This is a genomic window from Paenibacillus sp. LHD-38 (assembly GCF_031157315.1).
Lineage (GTDB): Bacteria > Bacillota > Bacilli > Paenibacillales > Paenibacillaceae > Pristimantibacillus.
Genome location: NZ_JAVIFU010000045.1, coordinates 33,524 through 57,764 on the forward strand (window position 1 = coordinate 33,524; position 24,241 = coordinate 57,764).

Here is a 24,241-nt window from a genome sequence, read left to right on the forward strand (position 1 = left end):
GAGGAGTGTCGTGCCCCCTATCTTACCTACATCGTTTATTGTAATCAATTGATTGTCCATAAGTAAAGAAAGCCTTTAGGATGAAAAAGGGAGTTATCAAGAGTATACAGTATGTAAAGTACGTAAAGTTATAACTGTACAAAGTATACAGAGGCTCACGCCTTTTGACCATTACAAAGATAACCAACTAAACTTATGGGAGTCGAAATATTCCACAAGGGGGCACAACATGGCGATTATAGAAGCCAAGAGGCTAACCAAAATTTTCGGAGCCGATCCGAAAAAGGCGATCCCGCTGCTGGATAAAGGATGGTCTAAAGAGAAAATTTTTGCAGAAACGAAGCTTACCGTTGGGGTTAATCAGGCGAGCTTCTCCATTGAGGCAGGACAAATATTTGTCATCATGGGCTTGTCCGGCAGCGGCAAGTCGACACTCGTTCGTCTGCTCAATCGATTGATCGAGCCTACTATAGGCCAAGTGCTGTTTAACGGAACGGATGTGCTTCGCATGTCTCCCGAGCAGCTGCGGCAGTTCAGAAGAAAAAATGTAGGCATGGTATTCCAGAAATTCGCGCTCTTTCCTCATCGCACTGTTATTCAAAATATTGAATACGGTCTTGAGGTACAGGGCATCGACAAAAAGAAACGAAAAGAGATGGCGATGGATTCGCTTGAGCTTGTCGGATTAAAAGGGTGGGAAAACAGCTACCCCGATCAGCTAAGCGGCGGTATGCAGCAGCGTGTCGGATTAGCGAGAGGACTTGCTAACGATCCTGATGTTCTTCTGATGGACGAAGCGTTCAGCGCGCTTGATCCGCTAATCCGCAAGGATATGCAGGATGAGCTTCTGGAGCTCCAGTCCAAAATGAAAAAAACCATCGTTTTCATCACACATGATTTAAATGAGGCGCTTCGAATAGGCGATAAAATTGCCCTGATGAAAGACGGCAGTATCGTACAAATCGGTTCGCCTGAAGAAATATTAATGCAGCCTGCCAACAAATATGTGGAGCGCTTTGTCGAAGATGTCGATCTGTCTAAGGTGCTCACCGCATCGCATGTTATGATTAAACCCGAGACGATTACGATTGAAAAGGGTCCGCGTGTTGCATTGCAATTTATGCGGGACCGCGGTGTATCAAGTCTTTATGTTGTTGATAAGGGCATGCGGCTGCTTGGCGTTATAACGGCAGAAGATGCGGTTAATGCGATAAAGAATGGCCTGAAGCTTGAAGAAGCAATGGAGCGTGAGGCTCCTTCCGCTGCACCGGATACTTTGCTCAATGAGTTGTTTGAATTAATGAGTCAATCTAAGTTCCCCGTATCCATTATAGATAATAACGGCCGCCTAAAAGGCATTGTCATTAAAGGCGCAGTACTAGCCGCATTATCCGGAAACTCTGTATTAGAGGCAGGTGAGCGTCATGAATCTGCCTAAAATCCCTTTAGCAGACTGGATTGAATGGGCAGAGGCTTGGCTGGAAGCCCATCTGGATCCCTTCTTTCAATTCATTCGCATCGTCGTTGGCGAAACCGTAAACGGCCTGGATACTTTGCTTAACTGGTTCCCAGCACTCGTTCTTATATTAATATTTACGGTTATCGCTTGGTATATCGGCAAGTGGAAAATGGCTTTATTTACGCTCATCGGACTGCTTATTATCGAAAATCTCGGCTTATGGAGCCAGACGATGCAAACACTCGCACTCGTCTTGACTGCAGCCTTCATATCGGTACTGATTGGCGTTCCAGCAGGTATCTTATGTGCTCGCCATACAAGCGTTCAAAAAATAATTACGCCGGTGCTTGATTTCATGCAGACGATGCCGGCTTTCGTTTATCTGCTTCCTGCTGTAACCTTTTTCTCTCTCGGCGTAGTACCGGGCGTCATCTCTTCGATTATATTCGCGATCCCGCCAACGATTAGATTGACGAATCTCGGCATTCGCCAAGTTCCTGAAGAGTTAGTTGAAGCGGCTGATGCTTTTGGATCAACGCCGTCTCAGAAGCTGTTCAAGCTTCAGCTTCCAATTGCCATGCCAACTATTATGGCTGGTATCAATCAGACGATTATGCTGTCGCTTTCGATGGTCGTAATCGCATCGATGATCGGCGCACAGGGTGTAGGCGCCTATGTTTATCGTGCCGTAACACAAGGCAATACCGGCGTCGGCTTCGAAGCTGGTCTCGCAATCGTAATATTAGCCATTATATTGGACCGTTTGACCCAGCAGGTCATCCGTAAAAGCAAAACAACCTAAGGCATTAAATGTACAAAACCTTTAAACCGATATTTATCTTGTGAAATTTTAAGGAGTGATTATTTGAAGTTCAATCGAATAAGTGTAATTGTTGCAGCTGTGATGGTCATGGCATTGGTGGCGGGATGCTCCGCTTCCAGCGGAAACAGTAAGAAAAAAGTGACGCTGGCCTATGTGGCCTGGGATTCGGAGATCGCAAGCACCTATGTTGTAAAAGAAGTGCTCGAGCAAAAACTAAACTACGAGGTCGAGCTCATGCAAGTAGACGCTGGCCCGATGTGGGCTGGCATTTCCGATGGCAGCGCGGATGCGATGGTGGCCGCGTGGCTGCCAACGACGCATGCTTCATACGTGACCAAATATAACGGTCAATACGAAGACCTCGGACCAAATCTAGAAGGAACAAAAATCGGCCTGGTCGTGCCTCAGTATATGGACATTAACAGCATAGATGAACTAACGGATGTCGTTGGCGATACGGTGGATCATACCATTATCGGCATTGAGCCCGGTGCCGGCATAATGATGTCGACCGAGAAAGTACTCGATGAATATAAGCTTCGTGAAAAATGGACGCTGCTCGAAAGCTCCTCTGCAGCGATGACGCAGCAGCTAGAGAAGGCCTATGCCAATAAAGAGCCGATTGTCGTCACGGGCTGGACGCCCCACTGGATGTTTGCCAAGATGGATCTGAAATATTTGGAGGATCCAAAAAACGTTTATGGCGGAGACGAGCAAATTCACACCATTGCCCGTAAAGGCTTAAAAGAGGATCAACCGGAGGCTTTCACCTTCCTGGATCAGTTTAACTGGACTCCGGATGAAATGGCTGCTGTGATGATTCAAATTCAAGAAGGCGAAACGCCTGAGGCGGCTGCCAAAGCATGGGTAGAGCAAAATGCCGAAAAGGTTGACGCTTGGATAAAGAAATAACAAGAATTGCAAAAAAAGCAGAGCGAATATGTAAACTTAACTGATGTGTTCGTGGTCGAATCTCAATATCATAGGTGGTTTTTATATAAAGTGTCACTTTATACTTTAATTGAGCATCCCTGTTGTCGATGGGGTGCTTTTTTGTTTCATTTCAATGCTTACCGATGTTTGGGTGCAGTATTTGGTGGGGGATGATTGGAGGAGAATGTGGTGGAACAACTTACCTGTGCCATGCGGGTGTTATAAACCGTATAATCGAATTTACAGTTCACATGACACTGCACATGAAACATTTCGTTAATTTAATTTATAATCTCACTTTTGGATCGAGGTTGATAATTGTTGTCAAATCGTTATATGCACTTCTTCTGCCCACCTGGCACAAATAGCCGATATCAACTTATTGTCGTTGACCCTAAAAAGAAACCATTTATGCCACTTACTGATTTTTATGCGGATCAGATTGGAAGCGTTTCAGATAAAACCGCACTTTCCTATCTCACATCGCTCGAACAATATTTTCACTGGCTGACCGATAACGGGAGATACCAAGGCCGTAGTGTGCGTTGGGACGAAGAGCCTGAAATCGTGCGTGAAACAGTACAGAACTATTTGTTCGATGAGATGGCCTGCAAAGTCAGAGACAAAGACGGTTATCAGCTTGTGAGCTTAACGAATAAAAGTCCAAACACGGTAGCCCTTAAGCTTTCTGCGTTAAAATCTTTCTACAAGTCGATGGTTTGGCTTAAATACTATGCATACGAGAATCCATTGTTTCAAGCTGATGCTATCCTAGAAGCATACACAGAACGCCTTAACGGGGTTCGAAAGGATAAGCCGCGACTTCCAGAAGAAGCGGGCACCGAAGAACAGCTACCAAAGCACAGGCGTCTTACGGATTCTTATTTCAAGGTGGTAAATGAAGAGTGGATACCTGTTGTGATTGGTGATTGGGATCTACCTTACAAAATTTATCAAGGTGGAAAAACGTCGGGTTGGAGTCTACGTGATGAAGTGATTACTCGAATGCTTTTTGAAACGGGAGCTAGAGCTTCTGAAATCATTGAGTTAACGTTTGGTGATTACAGACTAAGAGCCAATCGGTTAGAGTCCCGCGCATTCAACAAAGGAAGCCACAAGAGGCGTATGAAATTCATCAGGTTTAGTGAGGAGACGTTGAAGCTGCTTATCCGTTATGTCGAAACGGAGAGATCGGTGATTATGAAGGATAATTGCCGATTAGGTCAGATGCCTGATAACGCCCCCATTTTTGTGGCGGAGAACACAAATTCGTTGAACTACTTTGCGTTCTATGCCAGGTGGCAGAAAATTGTACAGGCGGCAGGGGTAAAACTGAATCCTCATAAAGCTAGACACTGGTACGTGACAAACATGATGCGCGGTATTATGGAAACCTCAAAAACCGACGCCGAAATCATGAAAAAGAAAGAAGAATTGATTCAATACATGCGATGGCGCGATAAAAACACCATCGAAGTGTATGAACACTACTTTAACCAATTGGAGTTTAGTGGTATTCAAACCGATCTATTTGAGAGCATGAAGGAGAAAGAAAAGGCATTCATGAATCAAAAACGCATCGTTAAAGCAAGGAAGCCGAAAGCGCAAGAAATAATCGAAACAGCCCCCATAAGTGAAAACGATCACTGGCTTAATGAGCTATTAGAAGGGATGGCACCATGACGACCGATACATCACTAGACTGGCGTTTTCTGCTGAAAGGCAAAATCTCAGATGACATCTTGGAGTTAAAAGATGCCAGAGGGAATAACTACTTCGACTGTATGAATACTGACCTTTTGATTTATTTCGAGAAAAATATTTCTAACAAACCTTGGGCAAATCAGCTTGCACTATACATGGTTGTTTCTTTGACAAGAAATTTGTCGCCTAAAACAATACAAGATGTTCTTAAGGCTCTGTCTAACAGATTTGATGACCTGTTTGTCCATTATGCCCTGCAAGATACGAAAGAATTCAACCCCGATATTCATATGTATGCTTATCTTAAAAACGAGGTTTTATCCAACCATTCTATTGATCAGAAGGCAAGATTTTTAAGGTATTATGTCGCTGCGGAAGCTTATGTAAAACGTTGGGTTAGGAATAACATCTCTCCCGACAAAAGGTCTGTCTTTCAAGATTTCCAGTTGCAAACCCCCACTTTCGATAGGCGTGAGTTCAACTTAGAAAAACAGGCAACCGAATTGGCACAACATACAAGAAAACTAGAAACTTCTGCGATTACCCCCATGCTCCCGCAATTACGTGCAGAAGGTCACTTTCGCAAGAACCAAGTGATGCGGCTTAGGAACAAGCTCAAGGAAGTTATTGCCGCTGCCGAACAAAACAGTTGGTCATTGCCCGTAGCGTTCGACTATGAAGAATCTAACGGTGATAAGTTTTATTTTAACCTGTGGGATAAACCTTCGTTTGTACTAGCACATCGAGATCAGTTCACACAAAGTTCAGTAAAAGCAGCGACGAGTCAAACAGGTGCCTATTCCTCTGAAAACAATGAAACGTTTGTTGAGTTTATCCGATCTGAACGGTCAAGCGACGGTTCCGAAGGTGATGGTCTGTGGTTTTTGGAACTCATCAAAGAAGATGTTCTCGGTCTATGGTCACAAAACAAAAACGAAGCGGAATTGCAAAAACGGTTAAACTTTCTCCGACAATGGGGATATTGTGGCGAAAGAAATGAGACAAACCCCGTACCTTTTTATACTAGGCATAAAGGTGTGCTTGGTCAAAGTACATTCATATCCAAATTCCAATCAAAAGCACAAGGGATCTTGTTTCATATTGAACCCATCTACGTCGCAGTCACCTTTGGCTATTTCGCGTTAAACCTTTTTACAAGCTCAGGAATTCGGATGAATGAACTTCTACAAATCGCTTATTCTCAAGCATGTGTCGTGGTGGCGGATGACAATAACCACACACCTCCACGGAAAAGTTTTATGTTCCGACTCATACCAAAAGGCAGAGATGAAGCAGAGAATTTTTATGTCCATGAAGATATCTTTAAATTGATGCTTGAAATCATCCAACTGTTGAGAGAACATTACAAGTTAAACAAAAATGAACCCATACCATCAGTTAAATATGAGAATGAGAGTCGTAAACACATGTTCGGATATGACCGATATTTGTTTCAATATAACGGAAAGAGTTTCGATACTGATGTGATACAAGCCACGCTGTGTTTTCTCTTACACGGCATTGTAATGCAAACAGACGAAGGCGGACAAGTAAACATCAAAGCCCACTTGCTTCGTCATGCGTTTGCGACACATGCCGTGCAGACGGAAAAGCTCCCGATCGATATCGTGAAAGAGATTTTGCATCAAAAAAACATCGAAGTTACGGGGTATTATTCGCAACCAACACATGGGCAAATCGGTCAAGCAGTGAGCGACTTGCACGATAATTGGATGTCTTACATCGACATTCAGCAAGGCATTCTGCGCAGTCCAGAAGAGTTGCAACGCTTTTACAAGGAGTATTCCGATAAGGTTGGAACAATGAGCAAAGTTGTAGGAGGCATATGCACCACGGACGCGGTATGCCCAACAAAAATGGCTTGTATGGGGTGTGCTGCTAAAGTCCCCCGACCCGAATTCAAAACCGAAATTCATCAATTTTTAGAGTGGGCAGTCGATAGCGAAAAACGATTTAAAACGCTCAATTTGCCTCTTGAAGCCAAGAAAATGAAACTCGTCCAATCGAGAGCACGGAATGAGCTGAAAGAAATCGAACTCGTCGAAAAATATGTGAAGGATGAAAAATATGACCCAACCGTTCGTATCAACAAACAACGATAACAAAAAGCCGTGGTTGGAAGAAGTTTACGATGGTAAGAAGGATCGCACTTACGACATCGGAAAACGAACCATAGACGAATTAGTTAAACGAGGAGAACGTGTCTCCTATCGCAGCATTCAAACGGTTTCTAAAACGATTGATCCAACAGGGAAAGGGGTTCACGCTAACACGGTAGGCTCAAATGAACAACTACACCAGTATTACCTCCAATTTGCGATGCCCGCAAAACGTTCAAAGATTCGTGCGAACAAATCGGCCCCTTCCTCCTTTAAGTTCGAACACTTAAAACCGAATCGCGACTTGTTGCAGGTCCGCAAGCGGTACATGAGACTGTCTAGGAGCGAATTGGCGGAAAAATTAATTCAAGCAGAAGAATACATCGCGCAAAACCAATTGGAATGGCAAAAGAGCATTTTTGAACTCTTTAAATAATCCTAGCCGCACCAAATGGATGGGTCCAATGTGGCATATCTTGAACCCGAAATGACGCGTAGTTGTCACACCGAAAAAAGAGGGGGTTCGAGAATGTGGAAAACTGTTCATGTAGAAGCGAATGTAAAGACGGAGTTAGATGACTTCGCCAAAGGCCAAGAGTTCAAGAAAGCCTCGGATGTCATCGCATACCTACTTGCAATGCAAGAAATGTTCGCGGATAAGATCACTCACAAGCAGCACCAGGAGTCGCTACGTCGAGCCGAGGAGCTGAACGCACAACAAGTATGGTAATCGCAGCGGAGCCTTAGGAGGACTCTGCGAGGTGCGCTGAGCCTTGTCTCAGACAAGCACATGAAAATATCCCATGCATTATAAGAGTCAGAAAAAGAAGGTCACTGTATAATACGCAGTGACCTTCTTTTAATTTGGTGGATTATCAAGCTATCGTGTCCCGTTAGCTCAACGGCGAGCCTTATTCAAAGCAATGATTATCTCAACGCTACTGTAAATCATCATGAGGAAACCGACCAAGCCTAAAGTATGCTTCAAAAAGGTTCCCACGGCTTTTAGTGCGTCAAAAACTAAAACTTCTGGGAGTGGAAAGATAATAAAGACAAAACCCATCAGGAACGCAACTGTTAATAAAATGATTCTTTCCAATAAGTTCACCATCCTTTTCCATACTAATATTAACATATTTCCCAACAATCGTCCGCTATCCTGCCCGCTAGCTTAATAAAAAAAGAAGCAGCTGCCGTAGCAAACTGCTCCTTGTTTTTTCAACTATCGTTTCCCGTTAGCTTAATTTCACAAAGTGAGTATCATTTTCTGAATTAGCATTAACAGAAAATCCGATAGATTGATAAAATAAATCTGCATTAGGATTATTTGTCTTTAATACAAGCATCTGATAGTAATTTTTAGCCTCTGCAATAACTGAATCCATTAGCAACCGCCCTATCCCGAATCGGCGTACACTTGGTAAGACATAGAGGCGACGAACACGACCAACTGCTTTACTACCTGCATGAGGGTCTTGATTTAACCCACAAACCCCAACAATATCGCCGTCTTTAACAGCGATGAAGAGCGCTTCCCCGTCCCTGTCAAATTTATTGGTTCCAGCTTCATAGTCGGCCACTAATCGTTTGAGGTGACGAAATCCTTCACTCGTACTTTCTTCAACCAGTCGCATTAACTTATAAGTCTCTAGATGATTAACTTTTGTGATGATAAATTCATGCACATAACCACCCCCTAGAATGAAAACCCTTCTCCAGTTCAGTACTCCATTCTCAATTATACAACTATTGGAAGTATCCTGCCCGTTAGCTTAATGGTTGAGCAACTGATTTATTGCAAAAATAGCTTGCCTGAACGGTATACAAGTTCAGGCAAGCTATTTTTTTGTGTCACAACATATCTAAAACTCTGTTACATATACGTTATTATCGCATTCCAAGTCAATTAATAAAAGGCATCCGCTCTGCTTTTTTTCTGTTTTATTAAGCTTTCAAAAACTTCCGGTTATTAATCTAAGCAAAATGGCTGCAAACCAAGCGGCAGCGGCGCCGGTCGCTCGCAGGTGCTTTTCATAACATAATGCACGCCTTGCTCGGATGCGTCATGGAAGCCATGCATTGCCTCAAGCACATGATAGGCAAGCTCGCCATTCGCACGGTGCTTGCGACCGGTCTGAATCGCCTTAGCCATATCGGCAGCGCCCACGCCGCGCGCGTTTTCCGTGTAGCCGTAAGCGAGCGGAATGTCCGACCATTCATTTGTGCCTGCGCGGGTAAGCTTGATTTGGCCGTTGAAATTGTTCGGATCCGGGACGAGCAGCGTGCCCGTGCTTCCGTAAACCTCGATGCGAGGAAGCGTAGAGCCTCCTTTTACATCAAAGCTTGTAAGCAGCGTACCAATAGGGCCTGATGCAAAATCAATAACACCCGCAATGTGAGTCGGTACCTCAACCTTAACCTGCTGTCCGAATTTCGGCTTGCTCGTAATGGTTCTCTCCGGATAGGAGATCCGTGCCGAACCGGTAACCCGAGTAATAGGCCCAAGCATCGCAACGAGTGCCGTTAAATAATAAGGTCCCATGTCAAACATCGGGCCGCCGCCCTTTTGATAATAAAACTCAGGGGCCGGGTGCCAGGATTCATGACCGCCTCCCACCATGAACGCGGTAGCGCCGATTGGCGTGCCGATCCAACCATCTTCAATCAGCTTGATACTCGTCTGAATGCCGCCGCCTAGGAACGTGTCCGGCGCGCTGCCCACATAAAGCCCTTTTCTCTCAGCAAGCTGGAGCACTTCCTGCGCTTCCTCGCGTGTTACGGCAAACGGTTTCTCAACGTATACATGCTTGCCTGCTTCAAGCGCCCGCAAACAAACGGAAGCATGGGCTTGAGGTATGGTCAAATTGATAATCATTTGAATTTCCGGATCAGCAAGCAGCTCGTCTACGGAGCAGCCGCGAACGCCAAACTCCTCGCCCCGCGCTTTTGCCCGCTCCACATCTAAATCTGCGCAAGCCACAACCTGAAGCGCATCGAAGCGATTCCCATTTTCAAAATAAATACCGCTGATATTGCCTGTTCCAATAATCCCTGCTTTAATTTTCTCCATTATCGTCCGTCCCTCGTCCCATGTCCTAGTTTATGATGACCATTGATTACAGCTGATTATCTGCCATACCGCTGTACGCCGCCGCCGTCGTACCCGCTTCCAGCGCTTTTGCCTTGCCTTCTGCACACCAGAGGAAGCCGCGGCGCATAAGCTCCTTCACCGTAGGAATATCAATGATATTCGCCTGATGGCCCAGTGAGTTGTAATAAACACGGCCTACGCCCCAGCGCTTCGTCCATGCAACCGGCATATCGACTGCCTTGTTAAGCGAATGCGGTCCGGGTGTAAGCGGGAACCGTGTCGTTGCCAACACTTCAACCGCAGGGTCCACATGCAAATAATACTGCTCGGAGCTTACAACAAAATCATCGATGCCTTCCGTAAGCGGGCTTGATGAATTATTAATATTTACCGTATATTCCACGCCGTCATTGCCCGGATGCGCCACCCATTGGCCGCCGGTCATAAATTGCCAATCTACGTTTTCACGGAACGCATCGCACATGCCGCCATGGCAGCCTGCCAAGCCTACGCCGCTTTGTACAGCTGCAGAAACGTTATCCACCAGCTTCTGTTCAATGCGAGCCATTGTCCAGACCGGTACAATCAAGTCGAGCCCCAGCAGCTTCTCTGCATCTGCGAAAGCTTCCAGCGTATCCGATACTTCTACCTCGAAGTCTTCGGCTGCGAGCACCTCGCGAAAAATCTCAGCGACCTCCTTCGGTTGATGACCATCCCAGCCGCCCCAAACGATTAATGCTTTTTTCATTGAGCTCTCCCTGCCTCTCCTATGCTACAAACCTAATGATACATTCTTACGATAACTCGCTAATGGCAACCCAGCGGCGCTCCGCAATCGAACGGTCTACCGCCTCCAGCACCTCTTGGCATTTCACGCCGTCTACAAAGTTCGGCACCGGCTGGCGGTCCTCGGCAAAGGCTTGCATTAGCTCATGCACTTCATGCGTAAACGTATGCTCGTAGCCAATCGTATGGCCTGCAGGCCACCAAGCATCCATGTATGCATGCGAAGGATCAGTCGCCAGCACGCGGCGGAAGCCCTGCACATCCTCGGCATCGTCCGTAAAATAAACCTGAAGCTCATTCATTCGCTCAAAATCAAACTTGATGCTTCCTTTGCTGCCGTTTATTTCAAAGGCGTTCGTACAGCGGTGGCCTGCCGCAAAGCGGGTTGCCTCAAAGCTGCCTAGCGCGCCATTTGCGAAGCGAGTCATGAAAATAGTCGCGTCATCAACGGTAACCTCGCCTTTTGGTCCGCCTTCACTGCCTTTGGCGCTGAGGCCCGTCATGGCGGAAGCAATCGGCCGCTCTTTAATAAACGTTTCGCTCATCCCAATAACCTCTTCAAACTCGCCTACAAGGAAGCGTGCCATATCGATAAGATGCGCGCCTAAGTCTCCATGGGAGCCTGAGCCCGCGATCTCTTTCTGAAGCCGCCAAACGAGCGGGAAGCTAGGGTCGATAATCCAATCCTGCAGAAACACGGCGCGGAAATGATAAATTTCGCCAATCCGGCCATCGGCTACAAGTTTTTTGGCAAGCTGGACAGCAGGCGCAAACCGGTAGTTAAAGCCGACCATGTGTTTTACGCCAGCCTTCTCGGCCGCTTCCAGCATTTCACGGGAATCCTCCAGCGTCAGTGCCAGCGGCTTCTCGCAAAAGATATGCTTGCCCGCTTCTGCCGCAGCAAGCGCTATCGCCTTATGCGCATCGCTCGGCGCGTTGATATCTATCAGATCGATGTCATCGCGTTTAACCAGCGCCTTCCAATCCGTCTCCGAGCTCTGCCAACCGAACTGCGCTCTTGCTTGCTCGAGCCCCTCCGGGTCACGTCCGCAAATGGCCGTCATTTCCGGTTTAACCGAATCCGGGAAAAACATCGGAAGCGCGCGGTAAGCATTACTGTGTGCTTTACCCATAAACTTGTAGCCAACCATGCCAACTCTTACTTTATCCATAATAAAACCGCCTCTCTTAAGCGTAAACGGCCACCGCATCTATAAGTGTCATTGTCCGTTTCGCGATGGAAATAGGATGGAGCATAGGGACTTCTATTTTCATGCTGCTCTTAAATGCTTGAAGTTTCTCTAATGACTAAGCTTACCGGCAGCAAATCCCGCAAAGATTTCTCCGTTTCTTTAGGCTGCTCCTGATCGAGCAGTCTCGCGGCGGCCAGCCTGCCCATCTCGTAAAATGGAACAGCTACGGTAGACAGCTGCGGGCTAATGATACGCGAACCGTCTGAATCATCGTAGCCAACCAGCGAATAGTGCTGCTTTGCCTCAAGCCCCCGCTCCCGCAGCCCTTGCATCAGGCCGATCGCCATACGGTCATTGGCTGCAAATACCGCATCCACCACGCCCGCGTTAATTTGTACCGCCAGCCGTTCAGCCAGCTCATACCCGCTCTTACGGCTGTAATTGCCTACATAAACCAGCTGCGGATCAAACGCTATTCCGGTATCCTTAAGCGCAGCCCTATAACCTTCAAGCCTGTCTGTACTATTTGAATATTGCATCGGACCATTGATGAATGCGATGCTGCGGCGGCCCTGCTCAAGCAAATGCCGAGCGGCATCCTTGCTGCCGGATACATGATCTGCGTCAACGGTCGTGTAAGCCGCCTCATCATACCGCTGATTCACAAGACAGAAAGGAAAGCCGCCCTCTTTAAGCTCCGCCAAAGCGGTCCGCTCTTCCGGTACGTCTTGCGATCCGAGGACAATGCAGGCGTCAATCTTCTGTGTTCGAAAAAGCTTCGCGTAATCCCGCGCACCGTCCGGCTCTCTGAAAATAAGCAGCAGATCGTATCCGCAGCGCTTCGCCGTTTCACCGATTCCGCTTAAGATTTCGGAGAAATAGTAGGTGGAGAATAAGTGAACCTTGGGTACGAATGGCAAAATGACACCAATATTGCCGCTTCTTCGCCTAGCGAATTGCTGCGCAAGCGCATTCGGCACATAACCCAGCTCTGCAGCAGCCTGCAATACTCGTTCACGCGTTTCCTCTTTCATTGGACCAACGTTGTTCAACACCCTTGATACGGTTGCCTCTGAGACACCAGCCAGCTTCGCTACTTCTTTCCTGCTAATGATCAATTGCCTCCTGAATAAAGCTTTTGTGCTGCATAATTAATTTCAATGTACACGCGTACATTATGGCATGAAAACGTTTCATCGTCAATCATCTTATCGATTCAATTTTTTCATGTCGAATGATGACAACAAAAAAACGATTTAACCTGCTGAACTCCGCAGGCCAAATCGTTTTTATAATCAAGTTTTACCTCGCTGATTCCCTACTTCTTGGCAATCTCATTGATCCACTCAAACACAGCTGCTAATGCATTTGCTTCCTGGCTCATGTTCATACGTTCGATATACGCCGTTCGGTTATTGTGCAAGCGCTCTACGCTTTCCGCCAGCGTACTCGCTGTCAGGTTCTCTTCATAAAGGATATCGGCGTAGCCAGATTTCTCGAAGGACTGCGCGTTTAAGATTTGATCGCCGCGGCTCTGCTCCTTCGTAAGCGGAATAAGCAGCATCGGCTTCTTCAACGACAAAAACTCGAAGATCGAATTGGATCCTGCACGCGAAATGACAAGATCGGTCATCGCCAGCACATCTGGCAATTGTTCGTTTACGTACTCGAACTGCTTATAGCCAGGCATCACAATTGAAGGATCCACTTGATTTTTGCCGCATAAATGTACGATTTGGAACTGCTTCGTTAGTCTCGTCAGAGCCTGCCTTACCGTCTGGTTGATTTTTCGCGCGCCGAGGCTCCCGCCCATAATCAGTATAACCGGCTTGTTTCTCGTAAACCCGGTGAACGCTCTGCCGCGGTCCGCATTGCCCTGCTTCACTTCCTCGCGAATGACTGCCCCGACATGCCGGCTTTTATCAGCCTTCAGCATGCCTCCCGTTTCGGGAAAGGTCGTGCATACACCGGTTGAAAACGGAATCGAAATCCGGTTAGCCAGCCCCGGCGTTAAATCCGATTCATGGATGAGGAGAGGCACTTTGTTCAACCATGCTCCAAGGACAACGGGCACGGATACGAAGCCGCCTTTAGAGAAAACCACGTTAGGTTTATTACGCTTAATAAGACGATAAGCCTGAAAAAGCCCCTTCACTACCTTGAATGGATCTTTAATGTTTTGAATATCGATGTACCTTCTCAGCTTCCCTGTCGAAATCGGAAAATATTTGACCTGCGGAATCGTTGCAATAAGCTGCCTTTCAATTCCGCTCTCCGAACCGATATATTGGACAGACCAGCCCTCTTCTAAAAACCGTGGGATCAAGGCCAAATTTACGGTAACGTGTCCGGCTGAGCCTCCTCCGGTGAACATGATTGTTTTCATGAATGACTAGCCACCTATCGTTTTTTATCCATTTATTATACGGGTAAACCTGTTTTTTAGCACTGAAAATCATGCCGCCCGAACGCATAAGCAAAAGCATCCCCAGCCGCCTGCGCTGCTGCGAGGGTGGCCGGGGATGCTGTCAGCTTGCTTATATCCGTGCGCTTAAGGCGCGGTTTCCAAAAACTTAGACGTTGGATTTTTGTCTATTGCCGTACGCATCGCATATTCATTCTCAAACAAGACGACATAGTTGCCTTTCTTGTCCTTCACGAGCGTCGTATTAATACGGAATTTACCTGGATCGATATTGTCATCGACGATCCAGCGCGCAAATTGGAACTGCATCCGATGCAGCTGGATATCCACGCCGTACTCCGCTTTCATCCGGTGCTCGAATACCTCGAACTGCAAATGACCGACTACGCCGAGAATCGTTTCGTCGAAGTTGCCCGTGGAATGAAACACCTGAATGGTGCCCTCTTCCGTCAGCTGGTCGATACCCTTCTGGTACTGCTTATGCTTAAGCGCGTTTTTAACCGTTACTTTCGCGAAAATTTCCGGTGAGAACGTCGGAAGCTCATCGAACACAACTTCGCCGCCCTGCGATAAGGAATCACCGATTCGGAAAATGCCCGGATCAAACAATCCGATAATGTCGCCAGGATAAGCCGTATCGACAATATCGCGGTCCTGCGCTAGAAATTGCTGCGGCTGAGCCAGCTTGATATCTTTTCCGTTGCGCACATGACGAACGCTCATGCCTCTTTCGAATTTGCCGGAACAAATCCGAAGGAAAGCGATACGGTCGCGATGCGCCGGGTTCATATTCGCTTGAATCTTGAACACATAACCGGTGAACTTCTCATTTGTCGGTTCAACCTGCCCTGTCGTACTGTTGCGCGGTGTTGGCTTAGGCGCCAACTGCAGGAAGTTCTCCAGAAACGTTTGAACACCAAAATTGTTAACAGCGCTTCCGAAGAAGAGAGGTGTCAGCTCGCCGGCTTGCACTTTCTCGAAATCAAATTGGTCGCCCGCAACATCAAGCAGCTCTAGATCACCGATCAGTTGATCGGTCAAATAATCGCCTGCCATCTCGCGGATAACCGGATCGTTATAGTCGCTTACAGGACGAACTTCAATCGTGGAGTGGTCATTGCCTTGGAACAGCTCGACCTGCGTTTTCATACGGTCATAAACGCCGCATAGCTCGCGGCCCATACCGATTGGCCAGTTCATAGGCACTGCGCGTATTCCAAGAACCCGCTCCAGCTCCTCCATGAGTTCAAACGGACTTTGACCTTCACGGTCCAGCTTATTGATAAAAGTAAAAATCGGAATGCCGCGTTTGCGGCAAACCTGGAACAGCTTGATCGTCTGCGCTTCCACACCTTTGGCAACGTCAATAAGCATGACGGCGCTGTCGGCTGCAGTTAGCGTACGATATGTGTCTTCACTGAAATCTTGGTGACCAGGCGTATCGAGAATGTTGACACGGTGTCCCAAATAATCGAACTGCATAACGCTGGACGTTACCGAAATCCCCCGCTGCTTCTCGATTTCCATCCAGTCGGATGTGGCGTGACGGCTCGCTTTTCGCGCCTTAACTGACCCTGCAAGCCGAATGGCTCCTCCGAATAGGAGGAGCTTCTCAGTCAGGGTTGTTTTCCCTGCATCAGGGTGAGAAATAATCGCGAACGTACGGCGCTTTTCTACTTCCTGTTTAATTTCTTGGCTTAACGTTTGGCTCATGCTTGCCTTCCCTTCATTACGTAAGGTAATCTCAGCGATTATTTACCGCTGTTCGATACCCAAATGACGTTATCTTCCTCTTGGCCGTTAACCGGCCACCAATGGAAGCCATCTTCTCCAAGCAGCTGATTCGCTGCGTCCGGACCCCATGATCCAGCAGGATAAAGCTTCAAATCGCTTTTCTCTTCACGCCAAGCTTGTGCAATGCGGTCAACGAACGCCCATGCCTGGGAAACCTCGTCCCAACGCGTGAAGTAAGTAGAATCGCCGCGTGCCGCATCATGAATAAGGCGCTCGTAAGCTTCAGGCGTATTCAAGCCAATCTGACAGCTTTGGCAGAACTCCATCGCTACCGGCTGAACGGAATTGTTCTCGCCCGGCGTTTTTGCATTTACTTTAATATATATGCCCTCAAGCGGATTTACGCGAATGACGAGCAGGTTAGGAGCCAGATCGTGACGCTGCGCGAACAAGACGTTCTGCGGCATCGATTTAAATTCAATCACGACCTCAGTCGTTTTTACCGGTAGACGTTTGCCTGTTCGAATATAGAAAGGCACGCCCGCCCAGCGGAAGTTATCGACGAAAACTTTTGCGGCAAAGTAGGTTTCCGTCGTAGAATCTTCACCAACCGAATCCTCTTGGCGGTAGCCAGGAAGCTCCTTGCCGTGATGGCTGCCTTCACTGTATTGAGCGCGAACCACATTCGAGCGAACCTCATCGCTTGAGGAGTAGTTGCGAAGCGAACGAAGCACCTTAACCTTCTCGTCACGAATGTCCTCGCCGTGCAAACGGCTTGGCGGCTCCATTGCAATCATCGTCAGCATTTGCAGCATATGGTTTTGACCCATATCGCGCAAAGCGCCCGATTTATCATAATAGCCTCCGCGATCCTCTACGCCAACCGTTTCGGACAGCGTGATTTGAACATTCGCAATATGGTTATTATTCCACAATGGCTCAAAAAATGCGTTGGCAAAACGAATAACTTGAATGTTTTGCACCATTTCTTTACCAAGATAATGATCGATCCGGTAAATTTCTTCTTCTTTGAACACTTGGTTGATTTGCTCGTTCAGCTTCTGTGCTGACGGCAGATCGTAGCCGAATGGCTTCTCGATTACGACGCGATGCCAGCCGTTTGACTCCAGCAAACCGCCGTCGCGAAGATTGAAGGATACCGGCCCGAACAGGGACGGCGCAAGAGCCAAATAAAATAAACGGTTGCCCGGGATATCGAACTTGGCATCCAATTGCTCCGATAACTTGCTAAGCTCGCGGAAGCCTTCCACATCGTTAATATCAAGCGACATGTATACGAAATGCTCTGCAAAACGATTCCAAAGTTCGGCATCGTCCGCTTTGTAACGACAAAATTCAACGATCGATTCGTACAGGTCAGCACGGAATTGCTCATTCGTCCGCGGACGTCTAGCTAGACCAACAACGGCAAAGTTTTCCGAAAGCTTGCCTTCTTTATATAAACTGAAAAGGGCTGGAAATAGCTTACGCCGAGCCAAATCGCCCGTTGCTCCGAACAGGTAATACACTGCGCCCTCAGCGGAGACGGATTCAAGGTTATTAGTATATGTCATTTGCCTCATTCTTTCCCTATGTATTTTTATACGGTTCACATGATATGTAGTTTAGCATATCCAACTACAATTCGCTATTCAACTGTTCATAAAAAATACTGATAAGATACGTTACTTATTCTAATCAGAACAGGTATTTTCAGGGGTTTTCTCCATTGAAAACGCTGTATTCTCCTGTAATTACAGGTATTCCGATCGTTAATGCGGTATTTTCACTATTTGTCTCTTTGTGTAATGCTGCTTGTAAATTTGCAGATCTACCGTTTTCGACAGCAATCGCCATTTGCAGCATGCGTGTATAAAACGTTTCGCTAATCGTTCCTGCATCCTCATAACGATCCACAGATTTCGCATCCGTTAGCCGTTTCAAATGCTGCAGGGTCTGATTTTGCTTGGTATACCCTTGAACCTTCATGCTGCTGGTAAAGGCCGGGGAGATTTGAGCAAGCTTAGCAGAAATATCCGCTGTCGCATCCATAAGTGTGTTTTTTTCAATCAGTGTCGAAAGCGTAGTATCCAACAAAATCATGAGCTGCTCGCTTTGATCGTCACCCTGTACAAGATTTATCGATAGGCTTCCTCCGTACTTGGTAATCATGCCTGATACGGTTTTCCCTTCATTTTGTACAACCTTGCCGATTGCCTTGCCCTCCGCCTCTGTGAAGAACTGCAGTACCAGCCCATTCATTGTACCCGCCTTGCCCGTCACGTTCCATCTGATTGCCCAGTCCCCCACCTCTGATCCTCCTTTAAGCTCATCATCGCTCCATGTCCACAGCGCTTGTAAATCATGCTGCAGCTGCTGCTCTGCCGTGGTAGTCTCACGCGGCGCCCGATCAGCCTGCCACATCGCCCATACAGCGCATACCGAAATCACTAACAGAGCAAGAAGAATTCCCGCCTTCGTTCGTTTCGCGCGCTGCTTTGCCGACATACGGTGGCGGATTGGCATTGTCTTATTCGGAATGTACATGATTTTCGCTCCTGTCCTTACGGAATGGGTAAACATCCATACACGTTTGCCTGTAGGTGAATACACTGGTTGCAGGAATGATAAATGGAGGTGTCATCAGCGAATGGAACCTATTTTTCCATTACATGAGGAAGTCGTTAGCCGTTATTGCGGGTATCCTGTGTGTGTCGTTATGAATGACGGTTCACGCCATGTAGGCATACTTAGCTCCTGCGGCGGGGGTAAAGTGCTGCTGAACGCAGATGCGGGCGGTATTGAAGCAAATGTGACGCAAGTGCAGACAACGGTTTCAAAAAAGAAAAAAGGCGTTAAAGGTAAAACAGAGCTGCAGCATAAATCTGCTGCGCCGCAAGCGCAAACACAGGCCTACCCTTATGATCCTTATTATTATGGACCGCAGCCGTACTATCCTTGGGGTGCGGCGCTGGCACTTGATTTTGCGCTTATCGCTTTTCTGTTCTTATTACTGTAAACGGCAAAGCGGCGGACTCTGCGGAGCGGAGCAGCGCCGCTTTCCCTAAAAATAGGTTGTCTCAATGACAGTTTTCGCCAGCCTTCTCGGGCATGGCATAGTATGCTATCGCTGTATTCCTCATTCAAATTAGAAAGGAGAATGCTTACGAGCTCATATATCCGTTCCATTCGGAGCATCGAACGAACAAATGCATATGTCCCTGTACAAGCTGTTACTCCTTATGCCTATTATCCTTATCGCGATGGAGAGCCTCAGCAGGCTCCCGACCATGAACATGATTGGAACCGTATCTATCATCAAGCAGCGAGCAGTGCGGCGTCCTGGCTGCAAATGACACGCGATGCCCAAAATCGTTTGGATCAGCTAATGAGCAAGCTCGGCAATGAATTGAACAATGATCTGCCTATAACTGAGAGCCTGCATAGTCTAACGAACCTGCTCAATCAGCTGGAAACCCATTATAAGCAGCGGGCCGACAATCTAATCCCCGAGCTCTGGTCGAGCATTGAGCTTGCCCTGCGCCATCCTGCCGCCATAGAGCTGGGCTTGTCCCGCAGCGCCAGCAGCGGGCAATGGACCCTGAATGATGCCGTATCCGAAGAAGCAGCTTCCGCTGCACCAAGCTCTGAACGGATGAAACGGCATTTGCTAGGCACCAGCGGTTTGCTGAATGACCTGAAAGTGGCTTTAGCCTTCACAGAGCAGCAAAAACCAGTTCAACTGCTTCAGTCCCACTTTACGTCGACTCTTCCTTACGGCGCTTATTTCAACTCCATTCAAAGCTACTCGCCGATACCCTATGCCGGTTTAATCATTAATCAGTACATATAACCTTTAGCAATCCACATAAAAAACGCCCTCTATCCTGTATGACTTGCAGGACAGAGGGCTCTATCCTTCTAACGATAGATGATTCTAAGACTCTGAGAGATATTCAATTATGTTTGAAGCAGGTGTTATGAGTTATATTCGCTTTCCGCGCCGCTATATCCTGCCATTAAAGTTTATTTTTTCCTAATAAAAATTCAATTCCATTATTAAGGAATTAAGATAACTTCAATTACAGCGCCAGTTTCGGCGCCTTTGGGACCGGACGGAATAACAGCCAACCCTTCAGCCTCCGCAATAGAGGCCATCATGCTTGATTTGGAGAAGGCAAGCGGATCAGCAAGCAAGCTTCCATCTGAATCGCTGACCAAGCGAGTTCGAACGAAACGATCATGCGGGCTTGGCTTGTCTACAGCTGTTAGCAGCTTTGCCGTTACCTTTCGCGGCAGTGCCTCCATAACGCCTTGAATACGAAGCAGAGCCGGTCGAACGAATAATTCAAAACCGACAAAGCACGCTCCCGGATTGCCCGATAAAGCAAAAAGAAGCTTCCCGCCAATCACGGCTGCGGACGTCGGGCTTCCCGGCCTCATCGCGACGCGGTCAAAGAGGACCTCCGTAGCCGCCCGATTATAAGAGGCCGTTGAGTACCCACCTTCCGTCAAGACGTCCGTTGTATTACTATTCCGTTCCATCGTCTGGAAGCTGCTGCCGTTCTTTATCGCGCGAAAGAGGTCAGCCATCACATCATAATCCCCCACCGACACGCCTCCGGTTGTCACAATCAGGTCGGCAGTATTCCATGCGCTCGCCAGCGCCGCTTCAATCGCTTGAGGCTCGTCCGGCAGCGAGCCCCACACAATCGGCTCCGCGCCGCTCTGCTCGATCATTGCCGCGACCATACAGCTGTTGCTGTCGCGGATCCGGCCCGGCGCCAGCGCCGCCCCAACCGGCAGCAATTCGCTGCCGGTTGCGAACACCGCTACGCGCGGGCGCTTCTGCACGGCCACCTCGGCATAGCCGAAGGTGCCTAGCAGCGCCACATGGCCCGGCCGCACAAGCGTGCCGGGCACAGCCAATGCGCCCCCAAGGCGAAACTCCTCGCCTTGGGGCGCTATATGCTGGCCTGCGGCACCGGCATGCTTGATCAGCACCGCTGGAGCGCCTCCATCCAGCAGGGCTTCCGCGGTCTGCTCCAGCATCACGACCGCGTCAGCCCCTTCAGGCACAGCCGCGCCGGTCATAATGCGCACGGCAGTGCCCTTCTGCACGGCCGCGAGGGCGAGTCCGCCCGCCGCAACCGCGTCAACAACGCGCAGCATCGCCGAGTGCTCCGGCGTCGCTGCCGCGATATCAGCCGCGCGCACGGCGTAGCCGTCGAGGCCCGAGCGCGCGAAAGGCGGCCAATCGCAGGTCGCAACTATCGTTTGCGCCAGCCTCCGGCCGCCAGCGGCCCGCAGCGGCACGAACTCGCTGCCGAGGACCAGCCCATCGGCCGCAGCCAACGTGCGCCGCTGCGCCTCTTCTACCTTCACAGCGCGCCGATTAAATCGGCTTTCCTTCTCCCTCTCGCCCGCTCCGTTGCCTCCAACCTTTTTCATCGCCATCACCCGCTCCTATAGCCGCTAACTGAACATAAACAGCAGCTTATTCAGCATTCATTTTACAATGTATGTTAAACTATTGGCAATTACGGTCATTATGCCCTCATGAAGGAGAACGCCATGCCACTCATAGTTCAAATCGTCGGATACAAAAACACCGGCAAAACCACATTGGTTTGCCGGCTGACAGAGCGTTATAAACAAGCAGGATATAAGGTCGGGACAATTAAGCGCGATGCGCATGATTTTCAAATTGATACGCCCGGAACCGATACTTGGAAGCATCAAGAGGCCGGGGCAGATATAACGGCTATCACTTCCTCCGAACGCACTGCGGTTATGATGCGCTATAACGTTCCGCTGGATCAGTTGATTGCTCAAATGTCCGAAGTGGATGTTATCCTTATCGAAGGCTTCAAAGAAGCCGCCTATCCCAAAATCATTATGGTTCGGTCAGCGCAGGATTTGGAGCTGCTGCAAACGCTGCAAAACCCGCTTGCGGCCGCCGTCTGGCCCGAGGCCATGCTTACATCGTCAGCCGGCATAGCTCTAACCGCAATTGATGTCAATCAAATCGATCAGCTTTTCCAAAAGGCGCAATCGTTATCGCTCGCTACTTAAGGCTTTTATTAGTCTGCAATTCCTTGTTTAAGTGCATAAATAGCTGCCTGCGTACGGTCATCCACATCGAGTTTATTAAAAATATTCGTAATATGGAATTTGACGGTTTTCACGCCGATGAACAGCTCGTCGGCGATTTCCTGGTTCGATCTTCCCTGTGCTACCCGCTTCAGTACATCCATTTCGCGGTCCGTCAGTTCATCATGCAGCGGAGCTTGCTTCAGCTGCTTCGGCTGCCGGAAGCGGTTCATCATCTTCGCGGCCACTTGGGATTCCAACACGGACTGACCGCGCGCTGCGGCACGTATCGCATCCGCAATTTCCGTCGCCCGCGATGTTTTCAGTAAATAGCTGAACGCTCCTGCTTCTATGACGGGATACAGCTTGCTGTCATCCAAGTAACTCGTTAATACGATGACTTTGCAATCTGGGTAAAGCTCAAGCAGCTTTGCTGTGGTCTCCACGCCATCCATGCCGTCCATCACCAAATCCATTAGAACAACATCAGGTCTGTACGCCTGTGCTAATCGAATGCCATCCATCCCGTTGCTAGCTTCACCCACAACCTCGATGCCGTCCTCTGTGTCCAGCACCGCCGCAAGTCCGATCCGCACCATTTCGTGATCATCGACGAGCAGAACCTTTATTGGTTGACTCAATTGCTCCATTGCCTCCACACCTCACACCGCCTCTTATTAAAAAATTAAGCTCTGGTATCCGTTACCCTTATTCCTACAGCTCTCTCTGCCCGTCAGCAGGAATCCAAATTTGAATGACCGTCCCCTCGCCGGGCTTCGATAGCATTTTCAATGAGCCTCCGAGCTCAAGAACCCGCTCTTCCATCGTGAGCAGTCCGTAGGAGGTTTGCTTCTTCGCCTCTAGATCAAAACCCACGCCGCTGTCCTGCAGGCTCATATGCACTTGATTGCCAGAACGGATAAGCTTGATAGTCATACTGTCCGCTTTGGAATGCCTGAGCGTATTAGACAAAGCCTCCTGAGCGATGCGGAACAGATGATCCTCTGCATTTGGTAAGAGAATGATCGTATCGTCTACCTCGAGCGTTATCGTCATTGGTACTTTTTGCTTCAGCTCATCCACCAGCACGGTAAGCGCCTGTCCCAGATTTTTTCCGTCCAAGTGGACAGGCCGAAGATGAAGCAGCAGCGCGCGCATCTCTGATTGCGCAACGGCAGCCATTTCTTCAATAAGCTGTACCTGACGCTTCGCCCGCTCCCAGTCCCGGTCAATCGTGCGGCTGACAGCAGTCGCCGTCATGGAAATGGCAAATAACTGCTGGCTAACCGCATCATGAAGCTCGCGTGCGAGCCGCTGACGCTCCTCGATCACAGCCGTAAATTTAACTTTCTCCGTCCAATTGGGATCGACCTGCTCTTGCTCCGAAATTTCGTTGTCTGTCTTCTCGCCGTTGCTGAGCGTGACACTAAATCGACGCTTCACTTGCTGCTCGGTCAGCCGCTTCAGCGATTCCTTCAGTCTAGAGTTTTGCAAATAGCCGTTTAAAGCAGCCGCTGCAAGTCCCGCCCCGACAATAGTCAAACCGATGACCGCCCATTTCCCCTGAAGCGTGAACATTTCAACGTAACCGATCCCCTGCAGTACGATTACCACCAAGCTGATAATAATCAGCAGCCACAGAACCGTTTCCGTTGCATTTTTTCTGCGGGCCGCATGATTCGGCTGGTCCCTTTTATTGCCTTGCTCCATACGGCTCACTTCCTTCTCTGTACTATTTTAACCTTTATTGTATTCTTATGTACTCAAACTTCGCAGAGCGAAAATAAGCTTAAACCCTTGATATATCACGCTGCTCGAAGATAATTATTCATCTCTTGCAAAATAGAAAACACCACTTCAGTTTGGTATAGTGATTGTGT

Annotated in this window: 23 protein-coding genes; 10 read left to right on the top strand and 13 right to left on the bottom strand. The window is 48.3% G+C overall.

Going from position 1 to position 24,241, the window contains the following annotated elements:
- Positions 1-229 precede the first annotated feature (229 nt).
- From RCO25_RS27255 to RCO25_RS27285, 7 genes are all read left to right on the top strand, one after another.
- On the top strand, positions 230-1,438 hold the full coding sequence (locus RCO25_RS27255) for a quaternary amine ABC transporter ATP-binding protein (protein WP_308999227.1): 1,209 nt from the start codon (positions 230-232) through the stop codon (positions 1,436-1,438).
- On the top strand, positions 1,425-2,261 hold the full coding sequence (locus tag RCO25_RS27260; RefSeq protein WP_308999228.1) for an ABC transporter permease: 837 nt from the start codon (positions 1,425-1,427) through the stop codon (positions 2,259-2,261). The genes RCO25_RS27255 and RCO25_RS27260 overlap by 14 nt, the downstream gene beginning before the upstream one ends.
- A gap of 63 nt (positions 2,262-2,324) precedes the next feature.
- On the top strand, positions 2,325-3,194 hold the full coding sequence (locus RCO25_RS27265) for a glycine betaine ABC transporter substrate-binding protein (RefSeq protein ID WP_308999229.1): 870 nt from the start codon (positions 2,325-2,327) through the stop codon (positions 3,192-3,194).
- 342 nt (positions 3,195-3,536) lie between these two features.
- Entirely contained in the window at positions 3,537-4,898 is a 1,362-nt protein-coding gene (locus tag RCO25_RS27270) for a tyrosine-type recombinase/integrase (protein WP_308999230.1), read from the top strand.
- Complete coding sequence (locus RCO25_RS27275) at positions 4,895-7,042, top strand: site-specific integrase (protein ID WP_308999231.1); 2,148 nt, start codon at positions 4,895-4,897, stop codon at positions 7,040-7,042. Before RCO25_RS27270 ends, RCO25_RS27275 begins: the two co-directional genes overlap by 4 nt.
- On the top strand, positions 7,008-7,475 hold the full coding sequence (locus tag RCO25_RS27280) for a hypothetical protein (protein ID WP_308999232.1): 468 nt from the start codon (positions 7,008-7,010) through the stop codon (positions 7,473-7,475). Before RCO25_RS27275 ends, RCO25_RS27280 begins: the two co-directional genes overlap by 35 nt.
- 93 nt (positions 7,476-7,568) lie before the next feature.
- Positions 7,569-7,769 carry a hypothetical protein gene (locus tag RCO25_RS27285; protein WP_308999233.1) on the top strand — a complete coding sequence of 67 codons (201 nt, stop codon included), beginning with the start codon at positions 7,569-7,571 and terminating at the stop codon, positions 7,767-7,769.
- Between the two features lie 168 nt (positions 7,770-7,937).
- Here RCO25_RS27285 and RCO25_RS27290 read toward each other — a convergent pair whose 3' ends face one another.
- The 10 genes from RCO25_RS27290 to RCO25_RS27335 all read right to left on the bottom strand — a co-directional run bounded on the left by RCO25_RS27290 (position 7,938) and on the right by RCO25_RS27335 (position 18,815).
- Positions 7,938-8,138 (bottom strand): hypothetical protein, encoded by a 201-nt coding sequence (locus RCO25_RS27290; RefSeq protein ID WP_308999234.1) that lies wholly within the window; start codon positions 8,136-8,138, stop codon positions 7,938-7,940.
- Positions 8,139-8,274: 136 nt separating this feature from the next.
- Complete coding sequence (locus tag RCO25_RS27295; protein WP_308999235.1) at positions 8,275-8,724, bottom strand: GNAT family N-acetyltransferase; 450 nt, start codon at positions 8,722-8,724, stop codon at positions 8,275-8,277.
- 284 nt (positions 8,725-9,008) lie between these two features.
- The gene (locus RCO25_RS27300; RefSeq protein ID WP_308999236.1) at positions 9,009-10,109 is read right to left on the bottom strand and encodes a Gfo/Idh/MocA family protein; all 1,101 of its coding nucleotides are present in this window, start codon (positions 10,107-10,109) and stop codon (positions 9,009-9,011) included.
- Positions 10,110-10,155: 46 nt separating this feature from the next.
- Positions 10,156-10,878: a ThuA domain-containing protein gene (locus RCO25_RS27305; protein ID WP_308999237.1), complete on the bottom strand. Its 723-nt coding sequence runs from the start codon at positions 10,876-10,878 to the stop codon at positions 10,156-10,158.
- A gap of 46 nt (positions 10,879-10,924) precedes the next feature.
- Complete coding sequence (locus RCO25_RS27310; protein WP_308999238.1) at positions 10,925-12,088, bottom strand: Gfo/Idh/MocA family protein; 1,164 nt, start codon at positions 12,086-12,088, stop codon at positions 10,925-10,927.
- A 110-nt stretch (positions 12,089-12,198) separates the two neighbouring features.
- Entirely contained in the window at positions 12,199-13,227 is a 1,029-nt protein-coding gene (locus RCO25_RS27315; protein ID WP_308999239.1) for a LacI family DNA-binding transcriptional regulator, read from the bottom strand.
- A gap of 200 nt (positions 13,228-13,427) precedes the next feature.
- Positions 13,428-14,495, bottom strand: a complete 1,068-nt coding sequence (locus RCO25_RS27320; protein WP_308999240.1) for an undecaprenyldiphospho-muramoylpentapeptide beta-N-acetylglucosaminyltransferase — start codon at positions 14,493-14,495, stop codon at positions 13,428-13,430.
- A 165-nt stretch (positions 14,496-14,660) separates the two neighbouring features.
- Positions 14,661-16,247, bottom strand: a complete 1,587-nt coding sequence (locus RCO25_RS27325; RefSeq protein ID WP_308999241.1) for a peptide chain release factor 3 — start codon at positions 16,245-16,247, stop codon at positions 14,661-14,663.
- Positions 16,248-16,285: 38 nt separating this feature from the next.
- The gene (gene zwf / locus RCO25_RS27330) at positions 16,286-17,842 is read right to left on the bottom strand and encodes a glucose-6-phosphate dehydrogenase (protein WP_308999242.1); all 1,557 of its coding nucleotides are present in this window, start codon (positions 17,840-17,842) and stop codon (positions 16,286-16,288) included.
- 139 nt (positions 17,843-17,981) lie between these two features.
- Positions 17,982-18,815, bottom strand: coding sequence for a YwmB family TATA-box binding protein (locus RCO25_RS27335; RefSeq protein WP_308999243.1), 834 nt, complete (start codon positions 18,813-18,815; stop codon positions 17,982-17,984).
- Positions 18,816-18,918: 103 nt separating this feature from the next.
- Here RCO25_RS27335 and RCO25_RS27340 point away from each other — a divergent pair, with 103 nt between their 5' ends.
- Entirely contained in the window at positions 18,919-19,287 is a 369-nt protein-coding gene (locus tag RCO25_RS27340; RefSeq protein ID WP_308999244.1) for a hypothetical protein, read from the top strand.
- 141 nt (positions 19,288-19,428) lie between these two features.
- Positions 19,429-20,121, top strand: a complete 693-nt coding sequence (locus RCO25_RS27345) for a hypothetical protein (protein ID WP_308999245.1) — start codon at positions 19,429-19,431, stop codon at positions 20,119-20,121.
- Positions 20,122-20,327: 206 nt separating this feature from the next.
- Here the strand turns inward: RCO25_RS27345 and RCO25_RS27350 are convergent, their stop codons facing one another.
- A complete protein-coding gene (locus tag RCO25_RS27350) occupies positions 20,328-21,719 on the bottom strand; it encodes a molybdopterin molybdotransferase MoeA (protein ID WP_308999246.1) in 1,392 nt (463 codons plus the stop codon).
- A gap of 123 nt (positions 21,720-21,842) precedes the next feature.
- On the opposite strand from RCO25_RS27350, the gene mobB reads away from it, so the two are divergent.
- A complete protein-coding gene (gene mobB / locus RCO25_RS27355) occupies positions 21,843-22,343 on the top strand; it encodes a molybdopterin-guanine dinucleotide biosynthesis protein B (RefSeq protein WP_308999247.1) in 501 nt (166 codons plus the stop codon).
- Positions 22,344-22,351: 8 nt separating this feature from the next.
- On the opposite strand, the gene RCO25_RS27360 is transcribed toward mobB, so the two are convergent.
- Positions 22,352-23,002: a response regulator gene (locus RCO25_RS27360; protein ID WP_483874726.1), complete on the bottom strand. Its 651-nt coding sequence runs from the start codon at positions 23,000-23,002 to the stop codon at positions 22,352-22,354.
- Between the two features lie 73 nt (positions 23,003-23,075).
- Complete coding sequence (locus RCO25_RS27365; RefSeq protein WP_308999249.1) at positions 23,076-24,071, bottom strand: sensor histidine kinase; 996 nt, start codon at positions 24,069-24,071, stop codon at positions 23,076-23,078.
- Positions 24,072-24,241: the final 170 nt, after the last annotated feature.